Annotated in this window: 27 protein-coding genes; 22 read left to right on the plus strand and 5 right to left on the minus strand. The window is 70.2% G+C overall.

What is annotated here, in order from left to right; genetic code table 11:
- The first annotated feature begins 66 nt into the window (after positions 1–66).
- The 3 genes from IE172_RS19860 (at position 67) to dnaK (ending at position 3,300) form a co-directional block, all read left to right on the plus strand.
- The gene (locus tag IE172_RS19860; RefSeq protein ID WP_190098585.1) at positions 67–495 is read left to right on the plus strand and encodes an OsmC family protein; all 429 of its coding nucleotides are present in this window, start codon (positions 67–69) and stop codon (positions 493–495) included.
- Positions 496–575: 80 nt separating this feature from the next.
- Positions 576–1,352 (plus strand): glycerophosphodiester phosphodiesterase family protein, encoded by a 777-nt coding sequence (locus IE172_RS19865; RefSeq protein WP_190098586.1) that lies wholly within the window; start codon positions 576–578, stop codon positions 1,350–1,352.
- 73 nt (positions 1,353–1,425) lie between these two features.
- Positions 1,426–3,300: a molecular chaperone DnaK gene (gene dnaK / locus IE172_RS19870; RefSeq protein WP_190098587.1), complete on the plus strand. Its 1,875-nt coding sequence runs from the start codon at positions 1,426–1,428 to the stop codon at positions 3,298–3,300.
- Positions 3,301–3,312: 12 nt separating this feature from the next.
- On the opposite strand, the gene IE172_RS19875 is transcribed toward dnaK, so the two are convergent.
- Complete coding sequence (locus tag IE172_RS19875) at positions 3,313–4,176, minus strand: Sco1979 family transcriptional regulator (protein WP_190098588.1); 864 nt, start codon at positions 4,174–4,176, stop codon at positions 3,313–3,315.
- 230 nt (positions 4,177–4,406) lie between these two features.
- Here IE172_RS19875 and IE172_RS19880 point away from each other — a divergent pair, with 230 nt between their 5' ends.
- Positions 4,407–4,832, plus strand: coding sequence for a hypothetical protein (locus IE172_RS19880; protein WP_190098589.1), 426 nt, complete (start codon positions 4,407–4,409; stop codon positions 4,830–4,832).
- Here the strand turns inward: IE172_RS19880 and IE172_RS19885 are convergent.
- Entirely contained in the window at positions 4,814–5,635 is an 822-nt protein-coding gene (locus IE172_RS19885) for a helix-turn-helix domain-containing protein (protein ID WP_190098590.1), read from the minus strand. The genes IE172_RS19880 and IE172_RS19885 overlap by 19 nt on opposite strands.
- A 137-nt stretch (positions 5,636–5,772) precedes the next feature.
- On the opposite strand from IE172_RS19885, the gene IE172_RS19890 reads away from it, so the two are divergent.
- Genes IE172_RS19890 through IE172_RS19900 form a run of 3 tightly spaced genes read left to right on the plus strand, consistent with a single transcriptional unit; the run spans position 5,773 to position 8,767 of the window.
- Entirely contained in the window at positions 5,773–6,078 is a 306-nt protein-coding gene (locus IE172_RS19890) for a 4a-hydroxytetrahydrobiopterin dehydratase (RefSeq protein WP_190098591.1), read from the plus strand.
- A gap of 5 nt (positions 6,079–6,083) precedes the next feature.
- Complete coding sequence (locus IE172_RS19895) at positions 6,084–6,857, plus strand: class I SAM-dependent methyltransferase (RefSeq protein WP_190098592.1); 774 nt, start codon at positions 6,084–6,086, stop codon at positions 6,855–6,857.
- 38 nt (positions 6,858–6,895) lie between these two features.
- Complete coding sequence (locus IE172_RS19900; RefSeq protein ID WP_190098593.1) at positions 6,896–8,767, plus strand: rhamnogalacturonan lyase; 1,872 nt, start codon at positions 6,896–6,898, stop codon at positions 8,765–8,767.
- 24 nt (positions 8,768–8,791) lie between these two features.
- On the opposite strand, the gene IE172_RS19905 is transcribed toward IE172_RS19900, so the two are convergent.
- From IE172_RS19905 to IE172_RS19915, 3 genes are all read right to left on the minus strand, one after another.
- Complete coding sequence (locus IE172_RS19905; RefSeq protein ID WP_190098594.1) at positions 8,792–10,201, minus strand: tyrosine-type recombinase/integrase; 1,410 nt, start codon at positions 10,199–10,201, stop codon at positions 8,792–8,794.
- A 23-nt stretch (positions 10,202–10,224) separates the two neighbouring features.
- Complete coding sequence (locus tag IE172_RS19910; RefSeq protein ID WP_190098595.1) at positions 10,225–10,677, minus strand: hypothetical protein; 453 nt, start codon at positions 10,675–10,677, stop codon at positions 10,225–10,227.
- Between the two features lie 141 nt (positions 10,678–10,818).
- A complete protein-coding gene (locus IE172_RS19915; protein ID WP_190098596.1) occupies positions 10,819–11,256 on the minus strand; it encodes a hypothetical protein in 438 nt (145 codons plus the stop codon).
- A 243-nt stretch (positions 11,257–11,499) separates the two neighbouring features.
- On the opposite strand from IE172_RS19915, the gene IE172_RS19920 reads away from it, so the two are divergent.
- The 15 genes from IE172_RS19920 to IE172_RS19990 all read left to right on the plus strand — a co-directional run bounded on the left by IE172_RS19920 (position 11,500) and on the right by IE172_RS19990 (position 17,145).
- A complete protein-coding gene (locus tag IE172_RS19920; RefSeq protein ID WP_190098597.1) occupies positions 11,500–11,790 on the plus strand; it encodes a hypothetical protein in 291 nt (96 codons plus the stop codon).
- Between the two features lie 2 nt (positions 11,791–11,792).
- On the plus strand, positions 11,793–12,071 hold the full coding sequence (locus tag IE172_RS19925) for a hypothetical protein (protein WP_190098598.1): 279 nt from the start codon (positions 11,793–11,795) through the stop codon (positions 12,069–12,071).
- 83 nt (positions 12,072–12,154) lie between these two features.
- Positions 12,155–12,508 (plus strand): hypothetical protein, encoded by a 354-nt coding sequence (locus tag IE172_RS19930; RefSeq protein WP_190098599.1) that lies wholly within the window; start codon positions 12,155–12,157, stop codon positions 12,506–12,508.
- Positions 12,505–13,278, plus strand: coding sequence for a hypothetical protein (locus IE172_RS19935; RefSeq protein WP_190098600.1), 774 nt, complete (start codon positions 12,505–12,507; stop codon positions 13,276–13,278). Before IE172_RS19930 ends, IE172_RS19935 begins: the two co-directional genes overlap by 4 nt.
- A complete protein-coding gene (locus IE172_RS19940; protein ID WP_190098601.1) occupies positions 13,275–13,676 on the plus strand; it encodes an HNH endonuclease signature motif containing protein in 402 nt (133 codons plus the stop codon). Before IE172_RS19935 ends, IE172_RS19940 begins: the two co-directional genes overlap by 4 nt.
- A complete protein-coding gene (locus IE172_RS19945) occupies positions 13,673–14,350 on the plus strand; it encodes a hypothetical protein (RefSeq protein ID WP_190098602.1) in 678 nt (225 codons plus the stop codon). The genes IE172_RS19940 and IE172_RS19945 overlap by 4 nt, the downstream gene beginning before the upstream one ends.
- Complete coding sequence (locus IE172_RS19950) at positions 14,347–14,502, plus strand: hypothetical protein (protein ID WP_190098603.1); 156 nt, start codon at positions 14,347–14,349, stop codon at positions 14,500–14,502. Before IE172_RS19945 ends, IE172_RS19950 begins: the two co-directional genes overlap by 4 nt.
- Positions 14,499–14,747: a hypothetical protein gene (locus tag IE172_RS19955; RefSeq protein ID WP_190098604.1), complete on the plus strand. Its 249-nt coding sequence runs from the start codon at positions 14,499–14,501 to the stop codon at positions 14,745–14,747. Before IE172_RS19950 ends, IE172_RS19955 begins: the two co-directional genes overlap by 4 nt.
- Positions 14,747–14,923 carry a hypothetical protein gene (locus IE172_RS19960; protein WP_190098605.1) on the plus strand — a complete coding sequence of 59 codons (177 nt, stop codon included), beginning with the start codon at positions 14,747–14,749 and terminating at the stop codon, positions 14,921–14,923. Before IE172_RS19955 ends, IE172_RS19960 begins: the two co-directional genes overlap by 1 nt.
- Positions 14,920–15,186: a phiSA1p31-related protein gene (locus IE172_RS19965; protein WP_190098606.1), complete on the plus strand. Its 267-nt coding sequence runs from the start codon at positions 14,920–14,922 to the stop codon at positions 15,184–15,186. Before IE172_RS19960 ends, IE172_RS19965 begins: the two co-directional genes overlap by 4 nt.
- The gene (locus IE172_RS19970; protein ID WP_190098607.1) at positions 15,183–15,320 is read left to right on the plus strand and encodes a hypothetical protein; all 138 of its coding nucleotides are present in this window, start codon (positions 15,183–15,185) and stop codon (positions 15,318–15,320) included. Before IE172_RS19965 ends, IE172_RS19970 begins: the two co-directional genes overlap by 4 nt.
- Positions 15,313–15,615, plus strand: a complete 303-nt coding sequence (locus IE172_RS19975; protein ID WP_190098608.1) for a hypothetical protein — start codon at positions 15,313–15,315, stop codon at positions 15,613–15,615. The genes IE172_RS19970 and IE172_RS19975 overlap by 8 nt, the downstream gene beginning before the upstream one ends.
- Positions 15,616–15,709: 94 nt before the next feature.
- Entirely contained in the window at positions 15,710–16,183 is a 474-nt protein-coding gene (locus tag IE172_RS19980; protein WP_190098609.1) for a hypothetical protein, read from the plus strand.
- Positions 16,184–16,294: 111 nt separating this feature from the next.
- On the plus strand, positions 16,295–16,822 hold the full coding sequence (locus IE172_RS19985) for a hypothetical protein (protein WP_190098610.1): 528 nt from the start codon (positions 16,295–16,297) through the stop codon (positions 16,820–16,822).
- On the plus strand, positions 16,822–17,145 hold the full coding sequence (locus tag IE172_RS19990) for a hypothetical protein (RefSeq protein ID WP_190098611.1): 324 nt from the start codon (positions 16,822–16,824) through the stop codon (positions 17,143–17,145). The genes IE172_RS19985 and IE172_RS19990 overlap by 1 nt, the downstream gene beginning before the upstream one ends.
- Positions 17,146–17,178 lie beyond the last annotated feature (33 nt).

Genomic DNA, 17,178 nt, shown 5'->3' on the forward strand with positions numbered 1-17,178 from the left:
GTGATCCGGGCACCCGGACCGAGCACCGCCGGACACACGGCCGGACATTTTTCGAAAGGATGCGTCATGGCAGCCACGCGCTCCGCACACACCGTTTGGGAAGGCAGTCTCTTCAAGGGCAGCGGGGTCGTCGCCTTCGACTCCTCCGGCGCCATCGCCGAGCAGCCGGTCACCTGGGCGTCGCGTGCCGAGGAGGCGAACGGCAGGACCAGCCCCGAGGAGCTGATCGCCGCCGCGCACTCCAGCTGCTTCTCGATGGCGCTGTCCAACGGACTCGACAAGGCCGGCACCCCGCCGACCAGGCTGACCACCTCCGCCGACGTCACCTTCGTGCCCGGTGAGGGCATCACCGGCATCCACCTCACCGTCGAGGGCACCGTCCCCGGCCTGGACGAGGCCGGTTTCACCGCCGCGGCCGAGGACGCCAAGGTGAACTGCCCGGTCAGCCAGGCGCTGAAGGGCACGAACATCACCCTCACGGCGAAGCTCGCCTGACCCGCCCGCCGCGACGGGCCACCGCGGGCCGTCCCGTCCGGGGCGGCCCGCGGCACGTCACCCACCGGGAGCACAAACCCATGACGTCACGCCCCGCCGTCTCCGCGCACCGGGGAGGCACCGAGCACGCCGCCCCGGCCACCTGGGAGGCGTACGAGGACGCGCTCGCCTCGGGCGCGGAGTACGTCGAGTGCGACGTCCGGCGCACCGCGGACGGTGTCTTCGTCGTCCACCACGACCCACGGGTGGGGCACACCGGGCCGCCGCTGTCCACGCTCACCCACGCCGAGCTGAACGCGCGCGCCGGGTATCCCGTGCCGGTCGTGGACGAGGTCATGGAACTGATCGCCGGGAAGCTCGTCGCCCATCTGGACCTCAAGGAGACCGGCCACGAACGGGAGCTGATCGGCCGCGCGGTCGCCCTGCTCGGCGCCGACGGATGCGTCGCCACCACCCTCGAGGACCGGTCGGTCGCCGCCATCACCGCCGCCCACCCGCGCGTGCGCACCGTCCTCTCCCTGGGCCGCGACGGCCGCGGCCTCGGCCGGCGCCGCCTGGTCGCCACCCGGATCAGCGAACTGCTGCCCATGCGCCGCGTGCGCGCCTGCGGCGCCCACGGGGTCGCCGTGCACCAGCGTCTGGCCCGCGCCACCGTGCTGCGCGAGGCCGCGCGTAACAGACTGTTCACCATGGTGTGGACCGTCAACGAGGACACGGCCCTGCGCGGCTTCCTGGACGACCCGCGCGTGGACGTGCTGATCACGGACCGTCCCCGCCGCGCCGTGGAACTGCGCGGGCTCACGGACGCCCGCACCCCCCGGTGGACAACCACCCGATCCACCCGAACAGACCATTGACAACAGGGCACTCAAGTTTTGTGCTGGAAGGTGCCGGAAGTCCGGAGAGGTGCCCTGGCGGAAGGGGACAGCGATGGGACGTGCCGTCGGAATCGACCTGGGAACGACGAACTCGGTGGTGGCCGTGCTGGAGGGCGGTGAGCCCACCGTCATCGCCAACGCGGAGGGCGCGCGCACCACGCCCTCGGTGGTGGCCTTCGCCAAGAACGGCGAGGTGCTGGTCGGGGAGGTCGCCAAGCGCCAGGCGGTGACGAACGTCGACCGCACCGCCCGCTCGGTCAAGCGGCACATGGGCGACGCCCGGTGGCGCTTCCCCGCGGAGGGCTCCGTCGACGGCACCCGCTACACGGCGCAGGAACTGTCCGCCCGGGTGCTGCAGAAGCTGCGCCGGGACGCCGAGTCGTACCTCGGCGAGGACGTCACCGACGCCGTCATCACCGTACCGGCGTACTTCGACGACACCCAGCGGCAGGCCACCAAGGAGGCCGGGGAGATCGCCGGCCTCAAGGTGCTGAGGATCATCAACGAGCCCACGGCGGCGGCCCTGGCGTACGGCCTGGACAAGGAGAACGACCAGACCGTCCTCGTGTTCGACCTCGGCGGCGGCACCTTCGACGTGTCGCTGCTCGACATGGGCGAGGGCGTCATCGAGGTGAAGGCCACCAACGGCGACACCCACCTCGGCGGCGACGACTGGGACATGCGCGTCGTCGAGTACCTCACCAAGCGCTTCAAGGGGCAGTACGGCGTCGACCTGGCGCAGGACAGGATGGCGGTGCAGCGGCTGCGGGAGGCCGCCGAGAAGGCGAAGATCGAGCTGTCCTCGTCCACCGAGACCACCATCAACCTCCCCTACATCACCGCCTCCGCCGAGGGCCCCCTGCACCTCGACGAGAAGCTCACCCGCGCCCAGTTCCAGGAACTCACCGAAGACCTGCTGGAGCGCTGCAAGAAGCCCTTCCACCAGGCCGTCAAGGACGCCGGCGTGCAGCTCTCCGCGGTCGACCACGTCATCCTCGTCGGAGGCTCCACCCGGATGCCGGCCGTCACCGACCTGGTGCGCGAACTCACCGGCAAGGAGCCGCACAAGGGCGTCAACCCCGACGAGGTCGTGGCCCTCGGCGCGGCCCTCCAGGCCGGTGTCATCCGCGGCGACGTCAAGGACGTGCTGCTGCTCGACGTCACCCCGCTGTCCCTCGGCATCGAGACCAAGGGCGGCATCATGACCAAGCTGATCGAACGCAACACCACGATCCCCACGCGCCGTTCGGAGATCTTCACGACCGCCGTCGACAACCAGCCCTCGGTCGGCATCCAGGTCTACCAGGGCGAGCGCGAGATGGCCGCCTACAACAAGAAGCTCGGCGTCTTCGACCTCACCGGCCTGCCGCCCGCCCCGCGCGGCGTCCCGCAGATCGAGGTGGCCTTCGACATCGACGCCAACGGCATCATGCACGTCTCCGCCAAGGACCTCGCCACCGGCCGCGAACAGAAGATGACCGTCACCGGCGGCTCCGCCCTGCCGAAGGACGACATCGACCGCATGATGCGCGACGCCGAGAACTACGCCGAGGAGGACCGCAAGCGCCGCGAGAGCGCCGAGACCCGCAACCAGGCGGAGCAACTCGTCTACCAGACCGAGCGGTTCCTGCGGGAGAACGCCGACAGGATTCCCGGCGACACCACGTCCGAGGTCGAGTCCGCCGTCACGGACCTCAAGCAGCTGCTGGAGCGGGAGGCCGCCGACACGGCCGAGCTGCGCGCCGGGGTGGAGAAGCTCGCCGCGGTGAGCCAGAAGATGGGTCAGGCGATGTACGCGCAGGCCACGCCGCCGCCCGGCGGGGAGAGCGGGCAGGACACCTCACCGCAGGAGGAGGAGGGCGTCGTCGACGCGGAGATCGTCGACGACGACAAGGACGGCGGCGGGCGCCGGGACGGCGCGGCCTGAACCGGGCACACCTCAGTAGTGCTCCCGGCACTCCCGCAGCAGCTTCTCGGTGCGCTGGGCCGACGCGGCCCGCGCCGTCATGTGGTCGAGCACCTCCAGGTGCACCGAGACCTCCTTGCGGGAGTCCAGGTACAGCGCACCGGTCAGGTACTCGGTGAACACCATGTCCGGCAGCTCCGGCTCGGCGAAGCGGAACAGCGAGAACGGCGCGTACGTGCCCGGGTGCGGCCCGTCCGCGAACTCGACGACCTGCAGGGTGATCCGGTCCCGCTCGGAGTACTCGAGCAGCTTGTCGAGCTGGTCGCGCATCACCCGGCCGTCGATGCTCACCGGGCGGCGCAGCACCGTCTCCTCCATCAGCACCCACAGGTGCGGCGGCTCGGCCCGCTCCAGCAGCCGCTGGCGCTCCATGCGCAGCGCGACGTGCCGTTCGACCGCGTCCCGTCCCGCGGTGCCGATCGTCCCGGCCTCCAGGACGGCGCGCGCGTAGTCCTCCGTCTGCAGCAGGCCCGGCACGAAGTGCGGCTCGTAGGAGCGGATGATGCGGGCGGCGCCCTCCAGGCTCACGAACAGGCTGAACCACTCGGGCAGCACGTCGTGGTACCGCTGCCACCAGCCCGGCCGGTTCGCCTCCTCGGCGAGCTCCACGAAGGCGTCGGACTCGCTGTCGGGCACCCCGTACGCGGTCAGGAGCAACTGGACGTAGGGGATCTTCAGCGCGACCTCGGCGGTCTCCATCCGGCGCACGGTGGCCGGCGCCACCCGCAGGATCCGGGCCGCTTCCTCCCGCGAGAGGCCGGCGGCCTCCCGCAGCTCCTGCAGCCGCCTTCCCAGGACCACTTGGCCCACGGTCGGTGCGGCCCGCCGCTCACTCACGCCACGCCTCCCCAACGCGCCCGGGCACGCGCTCAGTCTGTCATGTTCCTCCGACACTCTCACGAGCCACGGCAATCCGCCCTGTTTCCCTGCTCCCCGCCGCCCTTACCCGGCGGGTAATCGACCCGGACGGGCCCCCGCGGGATCGTGGACGCACCGGGTTCCGGGCCGGCGCACTCCGGCCCGGGACCCGGCCCGTTCCGACCGACCCCGACGGAGGGTGATCCATCATGTCCGCGACCCAGCTCGCCGCACTCGCCCGGACCGTGGAGCCGCAGCGGATGCTGCGCCGCTTCCTCGCCCTCGACGCCGTGGTGACCGGCGTCAACGCGCTCGCCTACCTCGCCCTCGCGGGGCCCCTGGGACGCCTCCTCGGCGCCGGCTCCGGCCTGCTCCTCGGTCTCGGCGCGTTCCTCGCGGTGTACGCGGCCGGCGTGGCCCTGCTGGCCGCCCGGCCGCATCCGCCGACGCTCGGGGTGCGGATCGTCGTCGAGGCCAACCTCACCTGGACGGCGGTGAGTCTGGCCGCCCTCGCCCTGTGGCTCACCCCGACCACGGCGGGCGCGGTGTGGACGGTCCTCCAGGCACTCACCGTGGCGGGATTCGCCGTGGTCCAGCACATGGCCCTGAGAGCACGTCAGTTCAGCCAGGACTGAAGGTACTTCGCCGTCGCCGGGTCCGCCGGGAGCAGTGTCTCCACGGCCAGCTCGGCGACGGTCACGTCCATCGGGGTGTTGAACGTCGAGATCGACGACACGAAGGACAGCCTGCGCCCCTCGTGCTCGATCACCATCGGCAGCGCGAAGTACGCCACCGGCTCCTGCGGTTCCTCCGCGAGCCGCTCGCCGCTCTCCGGGACCGGGTACGCGGAGACCTCCTCGTACAGCGCCCGCAGCGGCTCGGAGCGGCGCAGCGCGATGTGCCGCCGCATCTGCTCCAGCAGGTGTCCGCGCCACTCCCTCAGATTCAGGATCCGGGGCGCCAGCCCCTGCGGGTGCAGGGTGAGCCGCACCGCGTTCAGCGGGGGTGCCAGCAGCGCCTCGGGCATTCCGTCGAACAGCGCCATGACCCCGCGGTTGGCCGCCACCACGTCGTACATGGCGTCCACCACCAGCGCCGGATACGGCTCGAAGCCGCCGATCAGCCGCTGGATGCCGTCCCGCAGCGCGTCCAGCGCGGGGTCGTCCAGCGGGGTGTGCGGGAAGCGGGGCGCGTAACCGGCCGCCAGCAGCAGCGCGTTGCGCTCCCGCATCGGGACCTCCAGCTGCTCGGCGAGCCGCAGCACCATCTCCTCGCTGGGCCGGGAGCGGCCGGTCTCGATGAAGCTGATGTGCCGGGCGGAGGAGTCGGCGCGCAGGGCCAGCTCCAGCTGGCTGACCCGCCGCTGCTCGCGCCAGGCGCGCAGGAGCGGGCCCACGCCCTCGACGGTGGAAGCGGCTCGGGACGGGACAGTGGTCATGTCAGGACCGTAGTCGAGAAGCGGCCGAACCGGGGAGCCACGTGAGCCACGCGCCGCCGGCCGCGGCCCCTGCGGGTGTCCTGTGGCAGCCTGGGAGCCCCGGCACGACACCCGAACCCGTCGAAGGAGCGCAGGCCATGCCCGTCGAACCGCTGTCGCAGAAGGAGATCGAGGACCGGCTGGCGCACCTGCCGGGGTGGTCCCTCGACGGGGACCGCCTCAACCGCTCCTACCGGCTCGGCTCGCACTTCGCGGCGGCCGCCATGGTCGTCCACGTCGCCCAGGTCCAGGAGGAACTCGACCACCACTCCGACCTCACCCTCGGCTACAACACCGTCTCCCTGTCCGTGCACACCCACAGCGCGGGCGGCACCGTCACCGCGAAGGACTTCGATCTCGCCCGCAGGGTGGAGGACCTGGCGCCCGGACACGGTGCACACTGAGGCGCGTGCTGGACTACGACGAGGAAGCCGAGCGGTACGACACCCTGCGCGGCGGTGAGCCCCGGGCGGCGGCCGCCGCCGAGGCCGTGCTGAGCCTCGTACCCGCCGGTGCGCGGGACCTGCTGGACGCGGCCTGCGGCACCGGCATCGTGACCCGGCGCTTTCCCGCCGCCCGTCCGGGTCTGCGGGTGACGGGTGTGGACCTGGCCCGGGCGATGACCCGGACGGCGGTGTCCCGGCTGCCGGGCGCCGTGGTCCGCGCGGACAGCCGCCGGCTGCCGTTCGGCGACGCCCGGTTCGACGCCGTGGTCACCGTGTGGCTGCTGCACCTGATGTCCGGCCCGCAGGACGTACGGGCGGTCGTCGGCGAGTGCGCCCGCGTCCTGCGGCCCGGCGGCGTCTACGTCACCACCGTCGGCAAGGGCGCCTCCCACAACGTGGGCAGTGACATCGACGCGGTCCTCGCCGCCCGCCCGCCCGGCCCGGTGTCCGACGCGCCCGCCGCCGTGGAGGCCTGCGCCGCGGCGCACGGACTGCTGCCGGCGGGACAGGCCCGCTTCCGGGGCCACGGTCAGGGCCGCAGCCCCCGCCGCACCATCGAGGACCTGCGGCGCGGCTGGTTCGTCACCCTGCCGCCGGGGCAGCCGATCGCCGAGGACTTCGCCACCCGCCTGGCCGCGCTTCCCGACCCCGAACGCCCGCGCCCCGAACCGGTGTTCCTCCTCCGGGCGTACCGCAAGCGACGGCCCGGCAACCCGGAGGGCGCCGGCGGCGACTGAGGGACGGAACCCGTCCGTCCTCCCAGGAGGTCCGTCCCGTGACCCACCCCCACAGGCACCGCAGACGCCGTGTCCTCCTTCCCGCGGCGCTCGCCGTCGCGACGCTGGCCGGAGCCGGCCTGACCGCGCTGTCGCCGCCGTCCGCCCGGGCCGCCACCGCACGCCAGGTCGAGGCCCTCGACCGCGGCGTCGTCAGCGTCCACACCGGCACCGGCAACCTGGTCAGCTGGCGCTGGCTCGGCACCGACCCGGACTCCGTCGCCTTCAACGTCTACCGGGCCGGCACCAAGGTGAACGCCTCCCCGGTCACCGGCTCCACCACCTACTTCCACTCCGGCGCGCCCTCCCACGCCGACTACACCGTCCGGGCGGTGGTCAACGGCACCGAGCAGGGCGACTCGGTGCACGCCCTCCAGTTCCGCACGGGCTACAAGGACGTCCCCCTCAGCCCCCCGTCCGGCGGCACCACACCCGACGGGGTCGCCTACACCTACGAGGCCAACGACGCCTCCGTGGGCGACCTCGACGGGGACGGCGCCCTCGACATCGTCCTGAAGTGGCAGCCCACCAACGCCAAGGACAACTCCCAGTCCGGCTACACCGGCAACACGATCGTCGACGGCATCAGGCTCGACGGCACCCGGCTGTGGCGGGTCGACCTGGGCCGCAACATCCGCTCCGGGGCCCACTACACGCAGTTCCAGGTGTACGACTACGACGGCGACGGCGAGGCGGAGGTCGCCATGAAGACCGCCGACGGAACGAGGGACGGCACCGGCGCGGTCATCGGCAACTCCTCCGCCGACCACCGCAACTCCAGTGGGTACGTGCTCGCCGGCCCCGAGTACCTGACGATGTTCAACGGCCGCACGGGCCGGGCGATGGGCACCGTCGACTACGTCCCGGCCCGCGGCACCGTCTCCTCCTGGGGCGATTCCTACGGCAACCGCGTCGACCGCTTCCTCGCCGGCACCGCCTACCTCGACGGCGCCCGCCCCTCCCTGATCATGGCCCGCGGCTACTACACCCGCACGGTGATCGCGGCCTGGGACTGGCGGGGCGGTGCCTTCACCCGCCGCTGGACCTTCGACACCAACTCCTCCACCAACAGCGGCAAGGGCTACGACGGCCAGGGCTCGCACAGCCTCTCCGTCGGGGACGTCGACAACGACGGCCGGGACGAGATCGTCTACGGCTCGATGGCTGTGGACGACAACGGCAACGCCCTGTGGACCACGAGGACGGGGCACGGCGACGCCCAGCACCTCGGGGACCTCGACCCGTCGACGTCCGGCCTGGAGTACTACAAGGTCTCCGAGTCCACGGGCCAGCCGGCCGCCCTCTACATCAACCCGGCGAACGGCGCGGTCCGCTGGAAGCTCGCCGCCTGCTGCGACAACGGCCGCGGCGTCGCGGGGGACATCTGGTCGGGCAACTCCGGTCCCGAGATGTGGTCCTCCTCCGACGGCTCCGTCCGTGACGAAGGCGGCGGCACCAAAGGCCGCAAGCCCTCCTCCACCAACTTCCTCGCCTGGTGGGACGGCGACCCGGTCCGCGAACTCCTCGACGGCACCCGCATCGACAAGTACGGCACGGCCTCCGACACCCGCCTGCTGACCGGCTCCGGCGTGGCGTCGAACAACGGCACCAAGGCCACCCCCGTGCTGTCCGGCGACATCCTCGGCGACTGGCGCGAGGAGGTCGTCTGGCGCACCGGCGACAACCGGGCCCTGCGCATCTACTCCACCCCGCACGACACCGACCGCCGCATCACCACCCTCCTCCACGACACCCTCTACCGCACCTCCCTCGCCTGGCAGAACACGGCTTACAACCAGCCTCCGCACACCGGCTTCTTCATAGGAGCCGGCATGCCGACCCCACCGAGGCCGACGGTGTACGCGCCCTGAGCGACTGACCAGGAATAACGCATCTTATTGCTCGCCAGATTGGCGGTCACCCGTATCTCTCGGACGGCCGCCAATTTCTAGATCGTGTTCGCTGGGGAGGATCTGGGGAGATCCACTTTCATTGCGCTCCCCGGGGGACTCCCCGGCCTCCACCAGCTCACCGGACATGAACCGTCCGATCGCCTCACGACCCCGGCTCCCGGACTTCGGCATGAAGTGCACGTAGGTCCGGAGCGTGAACGCCGGATCCGTGTGCCCGAGCCACGCGGCCAACTGGGTAATGGTCTCACCCTCGGCCAGGACGACGCTAGCGAAGGTGTGCCGCAGCACGTGAAAGCCGAACTCCCGCGGCATCTGCCACGTCTCCCTGCGCCATGGGCTCTTGCCCTTCTTCGGGTCGACGAGGGTCACCTCGGCCGGCGGGATGAGCCCCGCGTCGGCGAGCGCCGGCTTCCAGTGCTTGTCGTTGAACGTGTCCTTGTTGATCGCTCCGCCGTTCAGCCCGTTCGTGAACTGCGTGGTGGTCAGCAGTCGCACCGTCCGCTTCGGCCGGTCCTCCCACGCGAGGCTCGGACGGGCCGGATCCACCCACGGCAGCGTCACCTCCACCGACGGAAACCGGTTCGCGTACTCCTTGATGGCCTCAGCCAGTTCCGGCGCACACGGGGCGACCCGCTCCTTGTTGCCCTTCGGCGGGCCGAACCCGAACTTGCCGTTGACCTTCACGATCTGCCGCACGACGGTGATGTCCTCGCCGTCCACGTCGTCGGGGGAGAAGCCGAGGGCCTCACCCTGCCGCAGGCCTGCCCCTACGGCCAGGTCGACGAGAATGCGGTACCGGTCCGGCAGGGCGAGCCGAACCGCCCTGACCGTCTGCTGCTCCCACGCCAGCGCTTTCGACTTCGGCAACCGCGGCGCTCGCAGGTCATCGTCCCGAAACGGGTTGACGGGGATCCGCTTGGCCTTGAACGCGGCTTGCAGGATCGTCGAGAAGTGCGCCCACGTGACGACGAGTGTCCCGACGTCGATGTGCCGCTCGGCCCTCGTCTGCCACGCACGGATCTCTTCGTAGCCGATCCGGTTCAGCGGCAGCGAACCGACGTGCGGAAGGATGTGGTTGAAGACCTTCGACCGCACCGACGCCTGAGTGGACGGCGGGTAGCGGGTGTGCGGCCACCAGTGGTTGCGCACGTACTCGTCGAGGGTGACAGATCCGTCCCGCGGGTCATAGAAGTCGCCACGCGCACTGTCGGCCTGCGCTTTGGCCAGCCAGTCCTTCGCCGCAGCCAGCTGCTTGTCGGGGAACGAACGGGAACGCACGCCGGGAATGCCGGTGACCTTGTAGCGCTTTCCCTGGCCGTGTCTCTCCGTGGCAATGTTGCGCTTGCCGTCGGGGCCCTTCTTGTACCAGCGGTCTTCGATATAGCCGGCCATGTCTTACTCCCCGAAGGTTCGAGTCAAGCAGCAAGGTACCCCGGAGGGTCCATGGTGATGATCTCCCCTGCGTGCAGCTGGAACCACTGGCCGCCGGCAAGGAGTTCCTTCGCGCCGAAGTTCATGGCTACGGCGAACTCTTCGGTGTTGAGTGCAGGATCGACGTGGACCCTGACAAGCCCTCTGTCCTCGAGGACGGCCGCCGTGTCCGGCGGCTGGTACCGGCAGAGCCCAAGGATGAAGCGGACGCTGATCGGGGCGCCTGGTGTGTGGCGGCTGATGATCTCGCCGCGCCACAGCTGGAACCAGTTGCCCTCCGCCATGAGCTCGTCGAACTCGATGTTCAGCTGCCGCACAACGTCTTCGAGGGGCGCGGTCTTGTCGACTTCGACACGGAGACGGCCGCGCCCCTCATCTATCCAGGCCAGCCGCCCGGGCGCGAGATGGTTGACGGCTTCGTAGGTGACACGCAGCATGCAGCCCTCCCCGTGGTTCCAACGGTGCACGTCTAGCCAGAACGGCCAGAAGTGCACGGTTGGTGAAGCCTACGTCTACAGGGAGTGTCCAACAATCGGTTGATGAAAAGTCGACAAGCCTGCGCTGCGGGCGGCTGGTTCCTACTCGTCGACCTCGCGGCGAGCCTGCTCCTCGGCCTCGATCATGCGGCGCCAGCGGCGTTTGTCGGCGGCGGTCTTGCCGGCCAGGTGGGCAACGATGATGCGCACGTCTTCGTCGTAGCCGGCGAGTTCGGTCGCTTCGAACTGCAGCCACTGCTTGGCAGCGGCTTCCTGGACGCGCCGGTAGGGCTTGTTCAGTGCGGCGGCCATGGCGCGCATCTGGATGGGGTCCGGGGGGCTGGCCGGCGGGTTCTTCACGAGTTTCTGGAAGTACTGCCAGGAGATGGCTTCGCCGGTTTCGGGGTCGACGGCGCGTTCGCCGAGGCGGCGCAGGGAGATGCCGGTGTCGAGGACGTTCTGCACGAGCTGGGAGAGCGCGCCCAGGGGGGAGGCTGGTGCCTCGGACCCGGTGTCAGGCGTGAAGGTCGGCGCCGCCATGTCCTCGTCCTTTCGTGTCACTCTGTCACCGACTGTCTCTTAGGTGTGTCCCGAGGGCCTGAAAAGTAGCAGGCCAGTCCCTACAACCTTTCCGGTTCGGAGACGGATCGTCTACAGATCAATGTTATCCCGCCAAGATCTTTGCTCATAGCTGACATCCAGGTGACCCAGTTTGTAGACACTGTGACTCGCGCATGGTTACATGGGGGCCAGTCAAGGCCACTCCGCACCACTGGAGATCAGTTGAGTCGTGCAAGCCGCCGCTGGACCCTGAAGGACCCCGAGAAGTTCAGGTGGGCCATGAAGAACCCGGGCCGCATCACCCCCTACAGCCTGGACTCGCTGGCGGAAGCGAGCGGGTGCGGCAAGGGCCTCATAGAGAAACTCGCCAACGGCAGCCAGAAGACCGCTGACTACGACGACGCCACCGCCATATCGGAGGCCCTCGGCTTCCTCACCCCGGTCCTCTTCGCGCCCCCCATGACCCCGAAACAGGCCGGAATGACCACAGACCTGAATCGACTGAAGGAGTAGCAGTGCCCCGCACCCCCACGTTCAACCAGCCGCCCCCGCCCGGGCACGTCTGGGCCGACGGAGCCTCCCGGCTCACCGGCCGCTCGATCGAGACGCTGTACAAGGACCGCCAGAAGCAGAAGCGCACCGGCCGCAGCGACGGCCCGCGATCCGTCGACATCGGACGCAAGGCCGCCTGGCGCATCACCGACATCGACGCGTGGCTCTCCGGCCAGGACGGGCCCAGCCCCGACATCGAGGCCCTGCACAACAGCCGGCCGCCCGAGCCCGCCGCCGCCTGACGGCAGTGAGGCCGCCCCCGCAGCCACGGGAACGGCCTCGTGATCCCGATCCAGAGCACGCAACGAAAGGGACCACCGTGTCCATGATCTCACCTCAGTCCGAGTTGAAGCCGGTCGGCTTCTACTGCGACCACTCCGACGAGCCGCACGACGCCCGTACCCACCACGACTGGGAGTTCATCGAGGGCGAGGGGTTCGTCTTCCAGCCCCGGCCCGAGACCGTCTCGTCCTTCTCCTACGCGGACCGGCCGTATCTGAAGCCGGAGGACCGTGAGACCCGCTGTGCCCGGGCCGTCCCCCTGTACACCGAGCCCACGGTCACGGCCGCACTCCTGCGAACGACCGACGGTGCGGAGGTCGACGATGACTTCGCCATTCCGGCGGGCGAGATCCGCCGCATCCTTGCGGACCTGCGTCGCAGCGGCGGTGCCCGATGAGCGACTACACCGAGATCGCGGCCCGCTTCGCCCGCGACACCGCCAGCCACGAGATGACCGTCCTGCACAGTGACGGCTTGTACCGGCACCTGCGGTTCGCCGCCCCGGAGCGCGGCAGGATCGGCGCCTTCGACCTGATCACGTGGCCGTACAACCTCGTCGTGAAGGCGGGTTGGACGTTCCACTTCGACATCGACGCCACCCCCGACATGTTCGACCTGTTCCGGCGTACCGCCCTGACCGGGCAGATCAACCCCGGCTACTGGTCGGAGAAGGTCCGCGCCGGACGCGACGAGATCAAGGGCTACGACCCGGACCTGCTGAAGGGTGAGGTCGCGTCGACGATCGCGCAGTGGATGCGAGACGACCTGGCCGAGCGGGTCTGGCAGCAGGCGAAGGTGCGGGGCTTCAACCCCGAGGAACTGGACGCCACGCCCGACCTCCGCCAGGAACTGTCCCGGCAGGTCCGCCCGGAGTGGATGGCCGCGAACCGGGAGCCGCGCGAGGCCGTCCACGAGCACTTCTTCAGCGACATGGCCGACTACAACATCGAGTTCGAGTCGGAGGCGCACCGCGCCCTGCACGAGTTCTCGTACCGGCCCGAGGGCTACGACGGCCCGTACCCGTACTACTTCGCCGACTGGCACGAGTGGCGGCTGACCGACTTCACGCCGGGCTTCGTGCACTGCTGCCACGCGATCCGCCACGGCATCGACCTGTGGGATGCCACCCGGAAGACCCAGCAGGCTGAGGCGGTGGAAGCCGCATGACTTCCCTGGAAAGCCTCCCCGCGCGCTGGCAGCGCCCCATAGAGGTGCGGGGCAGCTGCTGGATCTGGACTGGCGCCGTTCGCCCTGACGGTTACGGCAAGCTCCGCAATCGCCAAGCCCACTGCGTCATTTACGAAGCGACCGTCGGGCGGATCCCCGCCGGGCTTGAGCTCGATCACACCTGCAAGGTCGTCGCCTGTGTGAACCCCGCTCACCTTGAGCCGGTGACTCGGCTGGAGAACATGCGCCGCCGGTACGCGACGTACACGCACTGCGTAAACGGTCACGAGTTCACGCCGGAGAACACCTACATCAAGCCCGCATCCGGGCATCGAGACTGCCGCGCCTGTATCCGGACGCGTGTGGCGAAGTACCAAGCCAAGAGGGGGGCCGCGTGAACGCCGAGACCTTCAACTCCCTGTACGAGGTCGGTGTTCCGGTGTTCGCATACCCGGGTTGCCGGCCGGAGGACGACCGGAACGCAACCCGACTCGTCACCCGCACCCGCACCAAGGCCCAGACGTCGGCCAGCGGCGACGCCGTGGTCTGGGTCGACGGTGAGGGCTCCTACATCTGCCTCACCCACGTGGACCCGGTGCCGGAGAGCGTGTGGCAGGTCGCGAAGAAGCTCGAGGAGACGGAATCCGCCGCGCCCGTCCTGCCGGTGCCGGTTGGCGACCAGCCCCAACCGCTCGACGACCAGCGGCTCGCGCAGGACTTGGCCGCCTACGAGGGTCACCCAGACCTCGGGTTCGCCTGCTGCACGGCGCACGCCGTCGCCGACCACGTGCCCGCACTGCTGGCGGAGGTGGAGCTTCTGCGTGGCCAGCAGGCGAAGGACGACGCCGAGTACGAGAAGGCCACCGCCGAACTCGACGCCGCGAGGGCTCGGATCGCCGAGCTGGAGCGCCCGGCCATTGAGGCGAAGCGCAATGAGGTCCGCAACTCCTTCACCGAGCTGGCTGCCGCCGCCCACGAGGACCGCGACTACGAGGGCGCCTTCAGCCTCGAATGCCAGCTCCGTGAGCGCGAGGAGCAGTGGAAGCACGAGGACGAGGAGGCGGCCCGATGACCCGCCGGATCGCCGATTTGGACGTGCCGCTGTCGACGCTGCAGGAGCAGGTCGCCGATCTCGTCGCCCGGCAGCGCGAGGAGCAGGCCGACCGGTCCGCGAAGCGGCTCCGCGAGTTCCTCGCCCCCACCACCATCGAGGAGGACCAGTGAGCGCCTACCTGTACGGGCCGATAGCTCTCGACCTGTCTGACGGCCCGGTCAAGGCCGTGTACGGGCGTGACGAGCAGGGCCGGCCGTTCGCCCGCCTTGTGTTCGGTGAGGGCAGCCAGCAGGTCACCGTCAGCGTCACCCACACCCCGCCCGACACGCTCACCCAACTCCAGGAAGCGATCGCGCAGATCACGGCCTGGACGCGGCGGCAGGAGCAGATCAAGTCGCTGCCGGTGGTGGCGTGATGGCCGCCCCGCTCCTGCCCGCGGACGTGGTCGAGTTCGCGCTCGCCCACCTGGACGCGGACGCCCGCCGCGAGTACGGCGACGACCAGACCGCGTGGATGCCCGGCGAGTGGCGGGAGCACCTCCTCGACCTGGACGCGGCCCGCCTCGACCCCGGATGGGTGATCACCACATGAGCACGTACCTGCACGACGGGATTGTCTTCGACCTGGGTGTCACCCACACCGACGTGACCGGCGTCGAGTGGCAGTGGTCCGGCGGCTACAACGCTGCCGGCGAGCCGCTGATGGGGGCTCCGGAGCGCGGCAGCGTCCTCCTCCGCGACGCCCTCGTGTCCCTCCCGGACTTGTACCGGTGGCACGGGCCGCTCATCCCGACCCCCCGCCGGGCGACCGCCGCCCTCTACCGGCACGTCCTCACCACGGCGGTCACCGCATGACCCCCACCGAACCCGCGGCCGACACTCCCCGCCGGCACGTACCCGCCTGGATCACCAACCCGGACCTCATCGCCGACATCGAGGCCGGACACATCGACATCGACGACGACCTCACGGGGGACCGCAATGGCTGAACTGAAGGTAGAGATCGACGGCAAGTTGGTCCCGCTCAACGAGTGCGGGTGGATCGAGCGCCGCCCGTGCGGCTGCATCGTCGCCGCAGTCGTCGCGGTAGACGCCCCCGAACGCGAGGACGGCTGGGTGCTGGCGACCGCCGGACAGGCCCACCGGCACCTGAACCCGACGAAGCGCGACCGCGACCGCGCCACCAAGGCGGGCCTGCGTACCGAGCTGATCACCATGACGCACTACCGCAAGAACATCGGCGCCAACTGGGAGTGCGACCAGCACCAGAAGGCCACCGCGTGACCGTCGTGGCGGTGTTCCTTCTCGCCGCCACGACCTTCCTCCTCCTCTTCGGCACAGCCATCTCCACCCGCATCCGAGCCTGCAAGGAGCAGCCGTGAGCCTCACCGACCTGATCCCCGCCCTCAAAGGCCACGGCCGGCGCCGCGCCATCGACAAGGTTGAGGAGCTCCGCGCAGAGAACCGGCGCATCCTCACCCTCCTCGCCGGGGCCGACGACGCGTTCGCTCTCCTCCACCAGCAGCTCGCCGACACCGCGGCCAAGCAGGCCGACGCGGAAATGGTCGTCGTCTGCCAGCAGGCCGACATCGACGACCTGCGTGCCGAGAACGACGGACTCCGCGACCAGCTCGCCGCCCTGCGCATCAAGTTCGGCCCCCAGCTCGCCGCCGAAGCCAACGCCAACGCGATCACCGTGCCGCCCGCCATCCGGCCCGTCGACGGGCCGGAAGACGAAGCGACCGCACCCATCGACGTCAAACCGCTTTGGGCTGCGCTCGGTATCGGACCCGTCACCGACCCCGGCCGGATCGGACCCGACGACGACACCCAGCCCATCCCGGCCGCCTGACTGCCGCCCGCGCCGGATGACACCGGCCGGCCGGGCGGCGCACCAAGAAGAAACCCCCGGACGCAGCAACCGCCCGGGGATTCCACCACCAGCATCCCACGGAGGGATTCCATGACCACGACCACCACCTACACGATGCTCGGCCGCCACGGCGAGAAGTATGAGATCCCGGACGCCATCCAGGTCGCCCTGGGACTCGTTGTCTTCCGCCTCCCCGAGGGCCTGGCCCTCAACAACCCGGCCCGCTGGAACATCGGGCACCACTCCGGCCGCGTCCTCGCCGAAGCGCTCCGTCGAGAGGACGCCATCGCGGGCGCCGAACTCATCGCCAGCCTCCACGACTGGACGAAGGACGTCGCCGCCCTCCGCGAGGAGATCGACGAGGACGCTGTCGTCATCAAGCTCAGCCGCCACTGGTGCGAGCCCGTCAACAGCAACTACCTGCGCGGGGACGTCAGCCGGAACGGGATCTACACCGACGCCGACATCGAGGCCGCGGCCGCCGAGTACAAGGCCGACGACATGAACGCCTTGGAGATCGTCACGGCGATGTCGCACACCGTGCCTTGGTCGGGCCTGGACACCGACGACTTCAACGAGGCGAGCAGCAAGGTCATCGCGGCGGCGGGAGCGAAGTGATGGGCCTCTACCACTCCGTCGCCCTCGGCTACGGCTTCGAGATCCCCGCCGACACCGACATCGACGCCATCGACCGGGCCTGCTTCGGCCAAGAGGACGGTCCGGACGGCGTCGGCTACATCGTCGTCGGCGACCGCGACCAGCTGCTCATCGTCACCCGCCACACCAAGGCGGTCGAGAACACGGTCACCCGCATCACCGCCGACATGGCCACCGCCGACGATCTGACCCGCTGGAACGTGGCGCTGCACGCCGCCGCCGCCCGCCTCGGCCTGGCCGACCACGAGCCGCCCGGCTGGCTGCTGATCCACAACTACCGCTGACCCGCCGAAGACCGGCGGTCGCGTAGAGCCTCC

The organism is Streptomyces griseoflavus (assembly GCF_014649995.1).
Taxonomy (GTDB): Bacteria; Actinomycetota; Actinomycetes; order Streptomycetales; family Streptomycetaceae; genus Streptomyces; species Streptomyces griseoflavus.